The organism is Streptomyces macrolidinus, assembly GCF_023887685.1.
GTDB lineage: Bacteria > Actinomycetota > Actinomycetes > Streptomycetales > Streptomycetaceae > Streptomyces > Streptomyces macrolidinus.
On sequence record NZ_JAMWMR010000005.1, the window covers coordinates 326,271 to 340,320 of the forward strand.

Sequence of the window (14,050 nt, forward strand, 5' to 3'; positions counted from 1 at the left end):
CGTTGCGGGGGTGTTGTCACACCGGTGGCCAGGGGATCGCCGGCCATTCTCCGGTGGGTTCGGGATGCTTCCCGGAGGCCAGCAGCGCCGTCACACGCGCGCGTGTGGCCGCCAGCTCGGCCTCGGTGATCAGTCCGGCCAGGCGCACGGCCAGCTCCGCGCCCTCCTCCAGGGCGCCCTCAAGGCCCTTGAGCACCTCGACGGCTTCTGCGGTCAGCGGCTCCCCGGCCCATCCCCACAGCAGCGTGCGCAGCTTGGTCTCGCGGTGGAAGGTCACCCCGTGGTCGATGCCGTACAGACGGCCGTCGCCGGTGGGCAGCAGATGGCTGCCCTTGCGGTCGGCGTTGTTGATGACCGCGTCGAGGACGGCGAGCCGCCGCAGCCGCTCGTCGTCGGCGTGCACGAGCAGGGCGGTCCTGCCGTCGCCGAGGTCGGCGAGGCCGACGGCCTTCCAGCCGTCCTCGGGTTCCTCGCCGTCCACCAGGGCGAGCAGTTCGGCGTCCGGCTGCCCCTCGATCCAGAGCTGGCACATGCCCTCGCCGTAGGGGCCTTCACGCAGCACGGTGGGCGGTACGAGGCCCCAGCCGGTGGCTGCGGAGACCTCGTAGGCGGCGACCTCGCGCTGCGCCAGGGTGCCGTCCGGGAAGTCCCACAGGGGCCGCTCCCCCGCGACGGGCTTGTAGATACACCTGGCCTGGTGCCCGTCGGCCGAGATCGTGCAGTACAGCGCCGCGTTGGAGGCGTCGCGGATGCGTCCGCGCACGGTCAGCTCGCCGTCGGCGAGCAGTTCGGCCGTGGTCAGGCTCCGCGGCGGTATCCGTTCTGGCGCGGACATACATGTCCTTCCGGGTCGAGCGGGAGGCTGCACAGGGGGCACGGCGGGCGCCCCGCGTTGACGACGTCGAGGGCGCGCTTGGCGAAGGCCCTGGCCTGCGCGCCGGTCAGCCGGACGCGGAGCATCGGCGGGCCGTTCTCCTCGTCCTGGAGGAGCCGCTCCTCGGCCTCGGCGAGGTCCTCCTCGGAGTCGGCGTCCAGCTCGACGAGCGCCTGCGCCTCGACGATCATGCGTTGTTCCTCGCCGTCCCAGGCCAGGGCCATGGTGCCGACGCGGAACTCCTCCTCGATCGGGGTGTCGAGGGGCGCGGAGTCGGCGCTCTCGGTGGGGGTCATGGCGGGCACGGCGGCGCTTCCGCCGCTGCGGCGCATCACTTCGTCGAGAAGCTCGTCCATGCGCTCGGCCAACGCCGCGACCTGGGCCTTCTCCAGGGCCACGCTGGTCGTCCGGGGTCCGGCCGTGGCCTGGAGGAAGAAGGTACGGCGTCCGGGCAGCCCGACCGTACCGGCCACGAAACGGTCCGGCGGGTCGTAGAGGAACACCTGACGGGACACGTCCTGTCTCCATGGGATCGGGATCGGAGCCGGCCGACCGCGCCGGCCCGCTTCGGTTGCTGACTACTGCTGCTGGCTGCTGCTGACAAGTACTGCGCTGGTTCGACCGCTTCACCCTACTGCGGCCGACGATCACGGTGCGCCCGCACCGCCTCCGACCGTGGCGTCCGTCCCGGGGGGCTCCTCGCGCGGCACCAGGGAGGCGAAGTCGCCGGTGTCCCCGAGGCGGACGAGGAACGGCCTGAGGCGGGTGTAGCGGATCGCGGTGACGGAGCACGGTTCGACGGAGATCCGCTGGAACAGGTCGAGATGGAGGCCGAGCGCGTCCGCGACGAGGGACTTGATGATGTCGCCGTGGGAGCACATGAGGTAGACGGCGTCCGCGCCGTGGTCGCGCTCCACGCGCGCGTTCCACTCCCGTACGGCCTCCGCGGCGCGGGTCTGCATGGCCCGCATCGACTCGCCGCCGGGGAAGGCCACGGCCGAGGGGTGCGCCTGGACGACCTCCATCAACGGCTCGTCCTTCAGCTCGGCGAGCTTGCGGCCGGACCACTCGCCGTAGTGGGCCTCGCCGATGCGCTCGTCGGTGTGCGCACGCAGTCCGGGGCGGGCGTCGAGCAGCGGCTGGACGGTCTCCTGGCAGCGTTGCAGGGGGCTCGTCACGACCTCGGTGATCGGCAGCTCGGCGAGCCGTGCGGGGAGGGCCGCGGCCTGCGCGGTGCCGCGCTCGTCGAGGGCGACGCCGGGCGTCCAGCCGGCGAGCAGTGCCGCGGTGTTGGCGGTGGAGCGTCCGTGCCGGACGAGGATCAACGTGGGCATGCGGCCCAGCCTAGGTCTTCGGGCCGGACTCCGGAGGGTGGTCGGGGGACCGGTCATATGCGTCCCCGGAGCGCCCGCACTCGTCGCTCCGGTACCTGTTCCGCTCGCTGCTTCTACTACCTGTTCCGCTCGCTGCTTCTACGCGAACTCCGGTGCCGTTCTCGCGGGCTCGCCAAGTGCGTCACGGCGTTCCGGCATGCGCAGCGAGACCATGCGACGCCAGCCGCCGGCGCGTTCGTACGCGTACAGCGCGTGGATGCCCGCGGCGAGCACCGCCTGCTTCGTCCGCGGCCAGCCGAGGATGCGTGCCAGGTGGGCCGTCACCGCGAGGCTGACGTCGCGGTGGACGCGGATCTCGGCGAGGGCGCATACGCGCAGGGTCCGCTGGATGGTGCGGCCGTGGCCCGCGTGGGCCAGGCGCAGCAGTTCCTCGTGGCAGTAGGCGAGGTGGTTGTCCTCGTCGGCGGAGATCATCCGGACCGCGCGGCCCACCTCCGGGTGGTCACCGAAGTGCGCGCACAGCAGCCGCATCTGCTCGGCGGCGCGCTGTTCGGTGACTCTGCTGTGGGCGAGGTAGGTGACGATGTCGTCCAGGGTCAGGGGTCGCTCGCCGCTGAGCTTGTGGTGGGCGAGGCCGATGCCGCGCCGCTCCAGGAGCATCGTGTAGTCGGTCTCGGGCGGTACGCCGACGGGCTTCAGGCCGCGCTTGCGCAGGAGGGCGGTGAAGATGCGCCCGTGCTTGTCCTCGTCGGCGCCGTGCCGGGCGATCTTGGGCGCGAGTTCCTGTGCGGCGGGCGGCACGAGACGGGCGATACGGCCGTTCTCCCAGCCCCCTTGCGCCTCTCCGCTGGCGGCGATGGAGCAGAAGAGCCGGAACGCGTCGTCGTGGTCGAAGATCTCCCGGAACAGGCCTTTGGCCGAAAGCATCACTGGCGCCTCTCGTCAGGGTCCGCGAAGAACGAGTCAAATGCGGTGCCGAGGGGGCGGCAACACGTGCGTCGGGCGACTGCGCCGAACGGCGGACGAGGTCAGGCCGGGCGGCGGCGCGTAACCAGGGGCGCGTCGGCGCGTTGTGCACCGCGACGGCCGTGGCGGGGAAGACACCCGAGCCCCCACCACGGCCGTAGAGCTTCCCGACTCGCTTCCGCGCGCGTCGGCTCGCGTCGGCTTGCTTCGGCGCGCTTCGGTCAGGCGAGTCCGGCCCGCTCCAGCGCCTCGGTACCGGCCCTGAGCGCGGTGATCCGCTCCTCCAGCGTGAAGCCCGCGGGGGCCAGCGTGAGCGTGGTGACACCGACCGCGGCGTAGGCCTTCATCCGGTCGGCGATACGGTCCACGGAGCCGAGCAGGGTGGTCTGGTCGATCAGCTCGTGCGGGACGGCGGCGGCAGCGCCCTGCTTGTCGCCCGCGAGGTACTTGTCCTGGATCTCGGCGGCTGCCTGCTCGTACCCCATGCGCTGGGCGAGGCGGTTGTAGAAGTTCTGCTTGCGGCTGCCCATGCCGCCGACGTACAGGGCGGTGTAGGGACGGAAGGTGTCGGCGAGCGCGGTCACGTCCTTGTCGTCGCCGACCGCGAGCGGCAGCGTCGGGCAGATGTCGAAGCCGTCGAGGCTCCGGCCGGTCTTCTCGCGGCCGGCGCGCAGGTGCGTGATCGCGGTCTCTTCGAGGTGGTCGGCCGAGGGGAAGATCAGCAGGGCTCCGTCGGCGATCTCGCCGGTCTGCTCCAGGTTCTTGGGGCCGATCGCGGCGATGTAGAGCGGGATGTGCTCGCGCTGGGGGTGCACGGTCAGCTTGAGCGGCTTGCCGGGGCCGCCGGGCAGCGGGAGGGTCCAGTGCTCGCCGTCGTACGACAACCGCTCGCGTGACATCGCCTTGCGGACGATCTCCACGTACTCGCGCGTGCGGGACAGCGGCTTGTCGAAGGTGACGCCGTACCAGCCCTCGGAGACCTGCGGGCCGGAGACGCCGAGGCCGAGCCGGAAGCGGCCACCGGAGAGCGAGTCGAGGGTGGCGGCGGTCATCGCGGTCATCGCGGGCTGACGGGCCGGGATCTGGAAGATGGCGGAGCCGACGTCGATGCGCTCGGTCTGCGCGGCGACCCAACTGAGCACGGTGGCCGCGTCGGAGCCGTACGCCTCGGCGGCCCAGCACACCGCGTATCCGAGCCGGTCGGCTTCCTGGGCGACGGCGAGGTTGTCCGCGTCCATTCCGGCGCCCCAGTAGCCGAGGTTGATCCCGAGCTGCATCAGCGATCTCCTTACCGATCAGTAACGTCTCTTGTGAGGGGAGACACTAGTGGACCGGCGCAGCGGTGGACATACCGGAAATCGGTTGTCCACAGGCCACCCACTCGGCTGGTTGAGGCCGTAATCTCGGCGTTCATGGAGCAGAGGCATCTCGGCCATACCGGCCTTCGTGTGTCCCGGATCGGGCTCGGCACCCTGACCTGGGGACGCGACACGGACGAGCACGACGCCGCAGAGCAGTTGAAGGTGTTCTGGGAGGCGGGCGGGACCCTCATCGACACCGCGGACGTGTACGGGGACGGGGAGGCGGAGTACGTCCTCGGCAAGCTCATGGACGGGTTCGTACCGCGCCGGGATCTGGTGATCTCCACGAAGGCGGGGAGCGTGCCCGACCCCGACCGCCGCTTCGACACCTCGCGCGGTCATCTGCTCGCCGCGCTGGACGCCTCGCTCTCCCGCCTCGGCACGGACCATGTCGACCTGTGGCACATCCACGCCTTCGACCCGGCCACCCCGCTGGAGGAGACCTTGCAGGCGCTCGACCTGGCGGTCAGCAGCGGCCGGGCGCGCTATGCGGGGGTGTCCAACTTCTGCGGCTGGCAGCTCGCGAAGGCGGCGACCTGGCAGCTCGCGGCGCCGGGGGTACGGACCCGGATCGCGAGTACGCAGATGGAGTACTCGCTGCTCCAGCGCGGGGTGGAGCGCGAGGTGCTGCCCGCGGCGCGGGATCTGGGGGTGGGGCTGCTGCCGTCCTCTCCGCTGGGGCGGGGTGTGCTGACGGGCAAGTACCGGAGCGCGACGCCGGCCGGGTCGCGCGGGGCGTCGGAGCACTTGGCGCCGTTCGTCGCGCCGTATCTCGACGAGACGGCGAACGGCATCGTGGACGCCGTGCAGACGGCGGCGGACGGGCTGGCGACGACGCCGTTGCAGGTGGCGCTCGCGTGGGTGCGCGACCGGCCGGGGGTGGCCGCGCCGATCGTCGGGGCGCGCAACGCACAGCAGCTCACGGAGGCATTGTCAGTGGAGGCGCTTAGTCTTCCTGACGAGATCTGCCGGGCGCTGGACGATGTGTCGGCCCCGGTGCACCGCTATCCCGATCACGACTGGAGCACGCTGTGACCACGGACCCGGACACCACGGAGACGGCCCCCCGCCCGGGGGAACCGGCCGACGAGGCCGGGACCGAGGCGGGCTCCCCCGGCGCGGGCAGCGGTGAGGGCACGGCGTCCGAGCGGTCCGAGGCCGAGGCCGAGCTGGCCGCCCAGCGGGTCGAGCGGGAGCGGATCGAGCGGCGCAAGGCGGAGCGGAAGGGGCCGATCGCGGCCGGGGGGAAGCTCAGCGGGACGGCCGCCGACCTGCTGGCGGCGGTGCGGGCCGTGGAGAGCGGCGAGAAGCCGGTGCGGCGTACGACTCCGGGTCCGGCCGGTGGTCCGGCGCCCGCGGTGCGTCGGGCTGCGGCTCCCGAGCCCGTGCGGCGCCCGCAGCCCGTGGTCGCGCCCCCGGTCGCGCCGTCGGCCCCTGCTGAGGCGGCCCTCTCGGCCGTGCGGGCCGTTCTGGTCGAGGGGGGTGCCCCCGAGTCCCTCGCGCCCCGGGCCGCGGCGGCGCTCGGCGACGGCGCGCAGACGCTGTTGCGTGCGGACCCCTGGCAGTTGCTGCGGGTCGGCGGCGTGCGGCCCAAGCAGGCCGACGGGTTCGCGCGGGCGCTGCTCGGCGCGGAGTGCCGCCCGGACGACGCGCGCCGGGCCCGCGCGATGACGGTCTGGCTGCTGGAGCAGGCGGCCCTCGCCGGGCATACGGCGCTGGAGGCGTCCGCCCTCGAGGCCGCGCTCGGCCGCTACGCGGTGCCGGACCCCGAGGCCGCCGTCCGCGACGCGCTCGCCGAGGGCGAGGCACTCCTCTTCGAGGACGCCTTGGAGACGGCCCCAGCCGCGAGCGAGGAGGAGGACGAGGAGAGCGAGCGCCCGGTCCGCATGCTGATCGGCCTGGAGCGGTACGCACTCGCGGAGGAGAGCCTCGCCGACGGACTGGCCCGGCTGATCAACTCCGCGCCGCAGGAGGCCGGTTCGGCCGAGGACTGGGAAGGGGCGGCCGAAGCGGCGCGGGGCAGCACCGCGGAGCTGATCCGCGCGGTCGCGGGCCACGGCTTGGTGCTCCACACAGGCGGAGAGGCCTCCCGCAGCGAACCGGCAGCACTTCTCCAGGCGGCCCACCGACTCGGCGTACGAGCCTGGGCAGCCGTACACAGCCCGGCGGGTCGACGAGCGCTTGCCGAGCGACTCTCGCGGCCTGGGCCCGCGGACGACGGGGCCGGGGCTCCGGACGGCCGATCCGCGCTTCCGGACGAGCGGTCGGGGCTCCCTGGCGAGCGGTCCGGGCTCCCCCGTGGCCGGTTCGGGCTCCCCCATGACGTCTCCGCCGAGGAGAGTGCGGTCGTCACCGTGGCGGGGCTGTTGGCCGGGAGTGAGGGGCCGGGGCGGGATGTGGACGGGGCGTTGGATCTTGAGCTGTTGATCGTGTTCGACGCGCCCCGACTCGATGTCGAGACCGCGGCCTTGCTCGTCGAGTCGCTGCCCGACGGTGCGCGGCTGGTGCTGAGCGGGGACCCGGGGGTGCTGGAATCGGCCGGTCCGGGGCGGGTGTTCGCGGATCTGCTCGCCGCTCGCGCGTGTCCGCAGATCGCCTCCCGTACGCCCGACCCGGGCCCCATCGGCGAGTTGGTCTCCGCGATCGGGATCGGGGAGCTTCCGCAGATCGACGCGCCCGGCAAGGAAGTCGTGATCGTGCCGGTGCGGGACGCCGGGGAAGCGGTGCACCGGACCGTGCAGTTGGTCGCCGACTCGGTGCCGCGGGCCCTCGGTGTCCCGGCCGAGGAGACACAGGTGATCACCCCCGGCCATGGCGGCGCGGCGGGCACGCGCGCGCTGAACGCGGCGCTCAAGGAGCGGCTCAACCCCGGCCCCGGCCGCTTCGGCGGCTTCGACCCCGGCGACCGGGTCGCCTACTCCCCCGCGCCGGGCCGCACGCTGCCGGGCCGCGTGGTGACGGCGGACGCCGAAGGGCTGCGTCTGGAGTGCTCGGGCGCCCCCGTCGTCGTACCGAAGGAGCAGGTCGCGCGGTCCGTACGGCACGGATGGGCGCTGACCGCGCACCAGGCGGTGGGACAGCAGTGGCGGGCCGTGGTCGTGGTGCTGCCCGGTGACGCCGCTCGGGCCCTCACCCGACCCTGGGTGTACACGGCCTTCGGCCGGGCGTCCGGCCATCTGTCCGTGGTGCACGGCGTGGAGCAGGCGCTGCCCCGGGCGGTGGCCGAGGCCCTCGCCAAACCCCGGACCACCCGGTTGCCCGTCCTGCTGCGCCCCCAGGTCCCGACGGCCTGAGGGACCGACGACGGACCGACGGACCGACGGACCGACGGACCGACGGACGAGAAGAGCCTTCCGGCAGGCATCGGGTGCCTGCCGGAAGGCTCAGCACATCAGCGGTCGCTGTCGTCGGTGTCCTCGGTGTCCAGGGGGTCCAGGTCCTCGTCGTCCAGGTCGGGGTCGAGGTCGTCCTCCAGGTCGTCGTCCTCCGACTCCTCGTCGAAGACCGCGCTGATGTCGAAGCGGCAGACGACCCGCTGCGGGTCGACCGGTTCGAAGGGGGCCTCCAGCCACTCGCCCGGCTCCGCCGGTTCGTCCGCCGCCGTCACCCACAGCGTGGAGTCGCCCTCCTCCAGGCCGAACTCCGTGTGCCGGGAGGCGATCTCGTCCGGTTCGAACTCGCCGAAGAGCGCGCCGAGCGCGCCGTGCACCGTACCGGCCGGAAGCTCCGGCCCGCCCTGTTCCTCCGCGGTGGACACACGCTCCGCCTGCGCCAGCAGCCGCTGCGGCTCCACCACCGTGTAGTCCCGGCGGATCAGCACGCTCAGCGCGTGCGGTTCCTCGGGGCCCCGGTACGGCGGGAGCGGCTCCTCCACACCGGGGATCTCGAAGGGCGTGACTTCGTCATAGCGGTCGTAGAGCAGCTCGTCGTACTCCTCGGCCGCCGCGGCCAGCTCGTTGAACGCCTCGTAGACGGCCGGGTCGTCCTCGCCCGTCCTCCGCTCGACCGCGGCCAGGTGGCGGTCGAGCGCGGTCTTGACCGCCTCGGCGGCGGCGCGTACCTCGGCAGCGGTGGGCTGCGCAGCATCAGACATAGTGCAGACGCTATCCGTAGCGGGCCCCAGCCCGCACAATAGATGCGATGCCGGAATACGAATTTGTCGACGTGTACGTACCGCGCGGCGTCTCCCGCAAGGAGGCCACGCGCCTGCTGACCGACCATGCCGAATACGGTCACTGGGAGTTGGACCGCCTGAGCCTGCTGCGCGACGGCAGCCGCAGGGTGCGCTTGCGTCGGCGGATCATCCGCCAGTTGCGCGCCACCTGGTGAGAGAAGGCGGCCGAAACGGATCGGGCCCCGCCGTGACGGGGCCCGATCCGTTCACCGGTCACACGCGAGCGCGTGCCTTGCGGTAGAGCAGCACACCGCCGAGCAGCGCACCCGCGGCGGCCGGGGCCAGCGTGCCGACCGGCAGGTCGCTACCGGTCTCGGCGAGCTGGGGCCGGGGGGCGGAGTGCGTGTCGAGGTGGCTGGTGTAGCCGCTGCCCGGGTGATACGGGGTGGCGGGGTGGCTCGGGCGGTCGGGCGTGCTGGGAGGCGTGATGCGGCCGGGGCCGGGAGGCGTCGTACCGCCGTGGGGCGGGTGGTGGTGGCCGCTCCACGGCGGCGGGGTCTCGCTGATCGGCGTAGGGGTCACCGGGCTGCCGCCGGTGTTGGCGCAGTGGTTGCCGCCCGCCACGTTGCCGACACCGATCACGTCCACGGAGTTGCCGCACGCGTTGACGGGGACGTCCACCGGCACCTGCACGGTGTTGCCGGAGCCGACGCCGGGTGAGTTGCTGGCCGCCCCGCTCGCGTGCGCGCCGCCGCCGTTGCCGGTGGCGCTGCCGGAGCCGGTGTTGGCGCAGGCGTTGCCCACGGCCGGGTTGAGCAGCCCGATCACGTTCACGGTGTTGCCGCAGACGTTGACCGGGATGTGTACGGGCACCTGCACGGCGTTGCCCGAGAGCACGCCGGGCGAGCCTGCGGCTGCTCCGCTCGCACCCGAGTCGGCGTGCGCGTAGCCGCCGGTGACGGCGAGAACGCCGGTCGCCGCCGCCACGGTCATCAGGCCCTTGCGCGTGACCTGTCGCATTGCTGATTCCTGCCTTCGACTTTGTCGTGGAGCTTCCGAAACGTGCGCGCGCTGCGTACGCGGGCACGCAAGACCGGTCGGCCCCGGAGCACGGCGCGCGGCGCGCGCTCCGGGGCCGACGGACTCAGACCCACTGAGGGTGAGGACCCCGTACGGGGTGAGGCACAACGTCAGTGGTTGACGCAGGTGTTGCCGAAGGTGGGGTTCAGCAGCCCGATCACGTTCACGGTGTTGCCGCAGACGTTCACCGGGACATGTACGGGAACCTGGATGACATTGCCGGACAGGACGCCCGGGGAGTGCGCGGCGGCACCCTGGGCACCCGAGTCGGCGACAGCCAGGCCCGCACCCGCGAGAACCAGACCACCCGTGGCAGCCGCAGCAGCGACGACCTTCTTGATCATCATTCCTCCTTGTTGGCAAAAGCGATCCAAGCCTCGGACCGCATCACCTGTAACGAGGAGGGAGTAATGAGGCTACGAGCCTATGGTCTCATTCACCCTTCCTGGGCTGCTCCCGTACACGTTGGCGAATACCGGGAACTCCCTTCGGCGCCCAACCCGAGGCGCGGCGAAGGGAGTTCGAAGTGAGTGACAGGAGTTCGAGGCTGCTCAGGACGCGTCGATGAACCGGTCGAGGACGCGCACACCGAACTTCAGCGCGTCCACCGGGACCCGCTCGTCGACCCCGTGGAACATGCCCGCGAAGTCCAGCTCCGCCGGCAGCTTCAGGGGCGCGAAGCCGAAGCAGCGGATGCCGAGGTCGGCGAAGGACTTGGCGTCGGTGCCGGCCGAGAGCATGTACGGCACCGCGCGGGCGATGGGGTCCTCGGCGGACAGGGCGGTCTGCATGGCGTCGACCAGCGCTCCGTCGAAGGTGGTCTCCAGCGCCTTGTCCGTGTGGACGTCCTCGCGCTTGACCCGCGGGCCCAGGATGCGGTCGAGGTCGGCGAGGAACTCCTCCTCGTAGCCCGGCAGATAGCGTCCGTCGACATGCGCGGTGGCCTGTCCCGGGATCACGTTCACCTTGTAACCGGCGCCGAGCTGCGTCGGGTTGGCGGTGTTCTGGAGCGAGGCCCCGATCAGCTTGGCGATGCCGCCGAGCTTGGCGAGCGTCTCGTCCATGTTCTCGGGGTCGAGTTCGGTGCCGAGCGCGTCACCGAGTTCGTCGAGGAAGTGCCGCAGGGTCTTGGTGACCCGTACCGGGAACTGGTGGCGGCCGAGGCGGCCGACGGCCTCGGACAGCTCGGTGATGGCGTTGTCCTTGTGGATCATCGAACCGTGACCGGCGGTGCCGTCCACGGTCAGCTTCATCCAGTGCATGCCCTTCTGCGCGGTCTCCACGAGGTACAGCCGCAGCTTCTCGTTGACCGTGAAGGAGAACCCGCCGACCTCGCCGATCGCCTCGGTGACCCCGTCGAAGAGGTCCGGGTGCTTGTCGACCAGATGCCGGGCGCCCCAGGTGCCCCCGGCCTCCTCGTCCGCGAGGAAGGCGAGGACGATGTCGCGCGGGGGCTTGCGCCCGGTGCGCAGCCGCTCGCGGACGACCGCCAGCGTCATGGCGTCCATGTCCTTCATGTCGACCGCGCCGCGCCCCCACACGCACCCGTCGGCGATCTCGCCGGAGAACGGGTGGTGCGTCCAGTCCGCGGCGTTGGCCGGGACGACGTCGGTGTGGCCGTGGATCAGCAGCGCGGGGCGGGAGGGGTCCTCGCCCTCGATCCGGGCCACCGTGGAGGCACGGCCCTGGTGCGACTCGAAGATCCGCGGCTCGAGCCCCACCTCCGCGAGCTTCTCGGCGACGTACTCGGCGGCCTCGCGCTCACCCGGCCCGGAGTGGTCGCCGTAGTTGCTGGTGTCGATCCGGATCAGCTCGCGGCAGAGGTCGACGACCTCGTCCTCGCCGGTGACGCTCCTGGCCGTGTCCATGTCGGTCACGCTGGTTCCTCCCGCTGTCGCTGCTGGTCGTCTCCTCATCCTCCCTCCGACCCCCCTCGCGCCCCAAGACCCGGTCTCGGCCCCTCACGCACTGTTCACGCGAGAACAGGGGGTGATCGAACACCCCCGAAAGCCTGGTAATGTTTCCTTCGTCGCCGCGGGGAAGACCCCGAGGCGGCAGACACCTGGTCCGGGTGGCGGAATGGCAGACGCGCTAGCTTGAGGTGCTAGTGCCCTTTATCGGGCGTGGGGGTTCAAGTCCCCCCTCGGACACCAACGAAGACCCCAGTTCATCTGGGGTCTTCCGCGTTTCGGGCGCCGTACGGCCGGCGCCCCCTCAGGGGCGGGCGAGCAGTCCTTGCTCCATCGCGACGACGACGGCGCGTGTGCGGTCTCTCACATCCAGTTTGGCGAAGACCCGCAGCAGATGCGTCTTCACCGTGGCCTCGCCGATGAACAGGCGGCGCCCGATCTCGGCGTTCGACAGGCCGTCGGCGACCGCGCGCAGCACATCCCGCTCCCGGGCGGTCAGGACGACCGGCTCCGGGCGGCGCATCCGGGCCACGAGGCGTTCGGCGACCTTGGGCGCGAGGACCGTCTCGCCGCGCGCCGCCGAGCGGATGGCGTCGGCGAGCTGCTCGCGGGTGGTGCCCTTGAGCAGATAGCCGACGGCGCCGGCCTCCACGGCCCGTTCGATCTCGATGTCCGTGTCGTACGTGGTGAGGACCAGCACCCGGGTGGCCACCGGCAGCGCGACGATCTCGCTGGTGGCGGCCACCCCGTCGAGGACCGGCATGCGCAGGTCGACGAGGGCCACCTCCGGCGCGAGCCGCTCGACGAGGTCGGCGCCCTCGCGGCCGTCGCTCGCCTCGCCGACGATCTCGATGGTCGGCTCGGAGGCCAGCAGGGCGACGACTCCGGCGCGCATCACGGCATGGTCGTCGATCACGACCACCCGGATCCGTTCGTTCGAGGTGTCGGTCATGTCACTCCTGACGCTGGGTGGGGAGGGTCGCGAGGATTCGGGTGCCGTCCCCGAGGGAGCTGGTGACGGTGAGTTCACCGCCGAGTTCGGCCAGGCGCCGGCGCATGCCGTCCAGGCCGAAGCCATGGGATTCCTCGACGACGAAGCCGCGTCCGTCGTCGGTGATCTCCAGCTCGACGCTGCCCGGGGCTTCGGTGAGGAGGACGCCGACCGTGGTGGCGTCCGCGTGCTTGCGTACGTTGGCGAGGGACTCCTGGGTGCAGCGCAGCAGGGCGACACGGGTGTGCTGATCCAGCTCGATGTCGGGCAGTTCGGCGTCGACGGTGAGGCCGGTGTCCTGGACGAAGCGGTCCAGGGTCCGGCGCAGGGTGGTGGCCAGTGAGCCGGGTGCGACACCGCTCTCGGGGGCGGCGCCGACGAGCACCCGGGCCTCGGCGAGGTTCTCGCGCGCGGTCCGCTCGATGGAGGTGAGCTGCTGGGCACAGCGTTCGGGGTCGGTGACGGTGGCGGCGCGGGCGGCCTCCGCGAGCACCACGATGGAGGCGAAGCCCTGGGCCAGGGTGTCGTGGATCTCCCGGGCCAGGCGCTCGCGCTCCTCGGCCGCGCCCTGTCGCTGGTGGGCGGCAGCCAACTCCTCCTGAGTGAGGGCGAGTTCGGCGGACAGTTGTTCCTGTCGCTCGTTGCTCTGGCCGATGAAGCGGTACAGCCACAGCCCCAGGGCCGTACCGAGGGCGTAGGCGATGACGGTGGACACGGTGTTGCCGGTGAGCAGGTCGGGGCTCCAGCCCTGCTCGATGGTGCCACCGAACACGGTGAGGGCGGCGGCGGCCCCGCTGAGCGTGGTCGCCTCGCGCGGGCCGCGGGCGAAGAGCCAGAACTGCGGCAGGGACACCACGTAGAAGGCGGCCCCGCCGGTCAGGATGAACGAGGTCGCTCCCAGGACGAGGGCGAGGACGGCGAGATAGGCGCGCGGGGGCAGGACCGGGCTGTCCGGCCGGGCGAGAACGACGCCGTGGCACAGTGCGATCAGGGCGAACAGGCCGAACATCCCGTAGGTGCGGGCCGGTGAGGCGTCGTGCACGGCGATCAGGAGCGGCAGCAGGCCGAACGGGATCCAGATCGCGAGGTTCCAGCGAAGGATCCGGTCCAGGGTGAGCGGGTCGCCCGACTGCTGCCGCCATCGAGTCACGTCGATTCACCTCGCGGGTAAGGGAGTTGGGTATCCGATGGACGGGGTGGTCAGCGTACCGACTCAAAGGGTTGGGGGGCCGGTGCGGTGGCGTGGCGGGCGCGGAGCGCTCCGCGCGAGGGCCACCAGTTGGCCTCGCCGAGCAGGAGCATCAGGGACGGCAGGACCAGCATGCGGATGACGAAGGCGTCCAGGAGGACTGCGACCGCGAGGCTGAAGCCGATCTGCTTCATCTCGATCAGGTGCAGGGCGGCGAAGCTGGCGAAGACG

General features: G+C 72.0%; 15 protein-coding genes and 1 tRNA gene. 4 read left to right on the forward strand and 12 right to left on the reverse strand.

What is annotated here, in order from left to right; translation table 11 throughout:
• Positions 1 to 16 precede the first annotated feature (16 nt).
• From NGF19_RS08960 to NGF19_RS08980, 5 genes are all read right to left on the reverse strand, one after another.
• The gene (locus tag NGF19_RS08960; protein WP_252423832.1) at positions 17 to 835 is read right to left on the reverse strand and encodes an SCO1664 family protein; all 819 of its coding nucleotides are present in this window, start codon (positions 833 to 835) and stop codon (positions 17 to 19) included.
• Positions 799 to 1,389: a DUF3090 domain-containing protein gene (locus NGF19_RS08965; RefSeq protein WP_252423833.1), complete on the reverse strand. Its 591-nt coding sequence runs from the start codon at positions 1,387 to 1,389 to the stop codon at positions 799 to 801. Before NGF19_RS08965 ends, NGF19_RS08960 begins: the two co-directional genes overlap by 37 nt.
• A gap of 132 nt (positions 1,390 to 1,521) precedes the next feature.
• Positions 1,522 to 2,208, reverse strand: coding sequence for a histidine phosphatase family protein (locus NGF19_RS08970; RefSeq protein ID WP_252423834.1), 687 nt, complete (start codon positions 2,206 to 2,208; stop codon positions 1,522 to 1,524).
• A 138-nt stretch (positions 2,209 to 2,346) separates the two neighbouring features.
• Positions 2,347 to 3,135 carry a ferritin-like domain-containing protein gene (locus tag NGF19_RS08975; protein ID WP_252423835.1) on the reverse strand — a complete coding sequence of 263 codons (789 nt, stop codon included), beginning with the start codon at positions 3,133 to 3,135 and terminating at the stop codon, positions 2,347 to 2,349.
• A 260-nt stretch (positions 3,136 to 3,395) separates the two neighbouring features.
• Complete coding sequence (locus NGF19_RS08980) at positions 3,396 to 4,451, reverse strand: LLM class F420-dependent oxidoreductase (RefSeq protein WP_252423837.1); 1,056 nt, start codon at positions 4,449 to 4,451, stop codon at positions 3,396 to 3,398.
• 135 nt (positions 4,452 to 4,586) lie between these two features.
• Here NGF19_RS08980 and NGF19_RS08985 point away from each other — a divergent pair, with 135 nt between their 5' ends.
• Positions 4,587 to 5,570: an aldo/keto reductase gene (locus NGF19_RS08985; protein ID WP_252423838.1), complete on the forward strand. Its 984-nt coding sequence runs from the start codon at positions 4,587 to 4,589 to the stop codon at positions 5,568 to 5,570.
• Complete coding sequence (locus NGF19_RS08990; RefSeq protein WP_289734576.1) at positions 5,555 to 7,828, forward strand: helix-hairpin-helix domain-containing protein; 2,274 nt, start codon at positions 5,555 to 5,557, stop codon at positions 7,826 to 7,828. The genes NGF19_RS08985 and NGF19_RS08990 overlap by 16 nt, the downstream gene beginning before the upstream one ends.
• 98 nt (positions 7,829 to 7,926) lie before the next feature.
• Here NGF19_RS08990 and NGF19_RS08995 read toward each other — a convergent pair whose 3' ends face one another.
• Positions 7,927 to 8,628, reverse strand: a complete 702-nt coding sequence (locus tag NGF19_RS08995) for a hypothetical protein (protein ID WP_252423840.1) — start codon at positions 8,626 to 8,628, stop codon at positions 7,927 to 7,929.
• A 47-nt stretch (positions 8,629 to 8,675) separates the two neighbouring features.
• Here NGF19_RS08995 and NGF19_RS09000 point away from each other — a divergent pair, with 47 nt between their 5' ends.
• Positions 8,676 to 8,864 carry a DUF5703 family protein gene (locus NGF19_RS09000; RefSeq protein ID WP_189217267.1) on the forward strand — a complete coding sequence of 63 codons (189 nt, stop codon included), beginning with the start codon at positions 8,676 to 8,678 and terminating at the stop codon, positions 8,862 to 8,864.
• A gap of 58 nt (positions 8,865 to 8,922) precedes the next feature.
• On the opposite strand, the gene NGF19_RS09005 is transcribed toward NGF19_RS09000, so the two are convergent.
• The 3 genes from NGF19_RS09005 to NGF19_RS09015 all read right to left on the reverse strand — a co-directional run bounded on the left by NGF19_RS09005 (position 8,923) and on the right by NGF19_RS09015 (position 11,597).
• Complete coding sequence (locus NGF19_RS09005; RefSeq protein WP_252423841.1) at positions 8,923 to 9,669, reverse strand: chaplin; 747 nt, start codon at positions 9,667 to 9,669, stop codon at positions 8,923 to 8,925.
• Positions 9,670 to 9,839: 170 nt separating this feature from the next.
• Positions 9,840 to 10,073, reverse strand: coding sequence for a chaplin ChpH (gene chpH, locus NGF19_RS09010; RefSeq protein WP_252423880.1), 234 nt, complete (start codon positions 10,071 to 10,073; stop codon positions 9,840 to 9,842).
• A 207-nt stretch (positions 10,074 to 10,280) separates the two neighbouring features.
• The gene (locus NGF19_RS09015; RefSeq protein WP_252423881.1) at positions 10,281 to 11,597 is read right to left on the reverse strand and encodes a M20/M25/M40 family metallo-hydrolase; all 1,317 of its coding nucleotides are present in this window, start codon (positions 11,595 to 11,597) and stop codon (positions 10,281 to 10,283) included.
• A gap of 197 nt (positions 11,598 to 11,794) precedes the next feature.
• Between NGF19_RS09015 and NGF19_RS09020 the strand changes: the two genes are divergently transcribed.
• Positions 11,795 to 11,882 (forward strand) — tRNA-Leu (locus NGF19_RS09020).
• 61 nt (positions 11,883 to 11,943) lie between these two features.
• On the opposite strand, the gene NGF19_RS09025 is transcribed toward NGF19_RS09020, so the two are convergent.
• The 3 genes from NGF19_RS09025 to NGF19_RS09035 all read right to left on the reverse strand — a co-directional run.
• A complete protein-coding gene (locus NGF19_RS09025; protein WP_252423847.1) occupies positions 11,944 to 12,591 on the reverse strand; it encodes a response regulator in 648 nt (215 codons plus the stop codon).
• 1 nt (position 12,592) lies between these two features.
• The gene (locus tag NGF19_RS09030) at positions 12,593 to 13,780 is read right to left on the reverse strand and encodes a sensor histidine kinase (RefSeq protein ID WP_252423849.1); all 1,188 of its coding nucleotides are present in this window, start codon (positions 13,778 to 13,780) and stop codon (positions 12,593 to 12,595) included.
• A gap of 50 nt (positions 13,781 to 13,830) precedes the next feature.
• On the reverse strand, positions 13,831 to 14,050 hold a 220-nt coding region (locus NGF19_RS09035; RefSeq protein ID WP_252423851.1), incomplete at its 5' end, for an MMPL family transporter.

Excerpts from the sequence above, each read along its gene's own strand:
- NGF19_RS08960 (WP_252423832.1), bottom strand. The coding sequence starts at position 835 with ATGTCCGCGCCAGAACGGATACCGCCGCGGAGCCTGACCACGGCCGAA.
- NGF19_RS08970 (WP_252423834.1), bottom strand. The coding sequence starts at position 2,208 with ATGCCCACGTTGATCCTCGTCCGGCACGGACGCTCCACCGCCAACACC.
- NGF19_RS08975 (WP_252423835.1), bottom strand. The coding sequence starts at position 3,135 with ATGCTTTCGGCCAAAGGCCTGTTCCGGGAGATCTTCGACCACGACGAC.
- NGF19_RS08980 (WP_252423837.1), bottom strand. The coding sequence starts at position 4,451 with ATGCAGCTCGGGATCAACCTCGGCTACTGGGGCGCCGGAATGGACGCG.
- NGF19_RS08985 (WP_252423838.1), top strand. The coding sequence starts at position 4,587 with ATGGAGCAGAGGCATCTCGGCCATACCGGCCTTCGTGTGTCCCGGATC.
- NGF19_RS08995 (WP_252423840.1), bottom strand. The coding sequence starts at position 8,628 with ATGTCTGATGCTGCGCAGCCCACCGCTGCCGAGGTACGCGCCGCCGCC.
- NGF19_RS09000 (WP_189217267.1), top strand. The coding sequence starts at position 8,676 with ATGCCGGAATACGAATTTGTCGACGTGTACGTACCGCGCGGCGTCTCC.
- NGF19_RS09005 (WP_252423841.1), bottom strand. The coding sequence starts at position 9,669 with ATGCGACAGGTCACGCGCAAGGGCCTGATGACCGTGGCGGCGGCGACC.
- chpH (WP_252423880.1), bottom strand. The coding sequence starts at position 10,073 with ATGATCAAGAAGGTCGTCGCTGCTGCGGCTGCCACGGGTGGTCTGGTT.
- NGF19_RS09015 (WP_252423881.1), bottom strand. The coding sequence starts at position 11,597 with ATGGACACGGCCAGGAGCGTCACCGGCGAGGACGAGGTCGTCGACCTC.
- NGF19_RS09025 (WP_252423847.1), bottom strand. The coding sequence starts at position 12,591 with ATGACCGACACCTCGAACGAACGGATCCGGGTGGTCGTGATCGACGAC.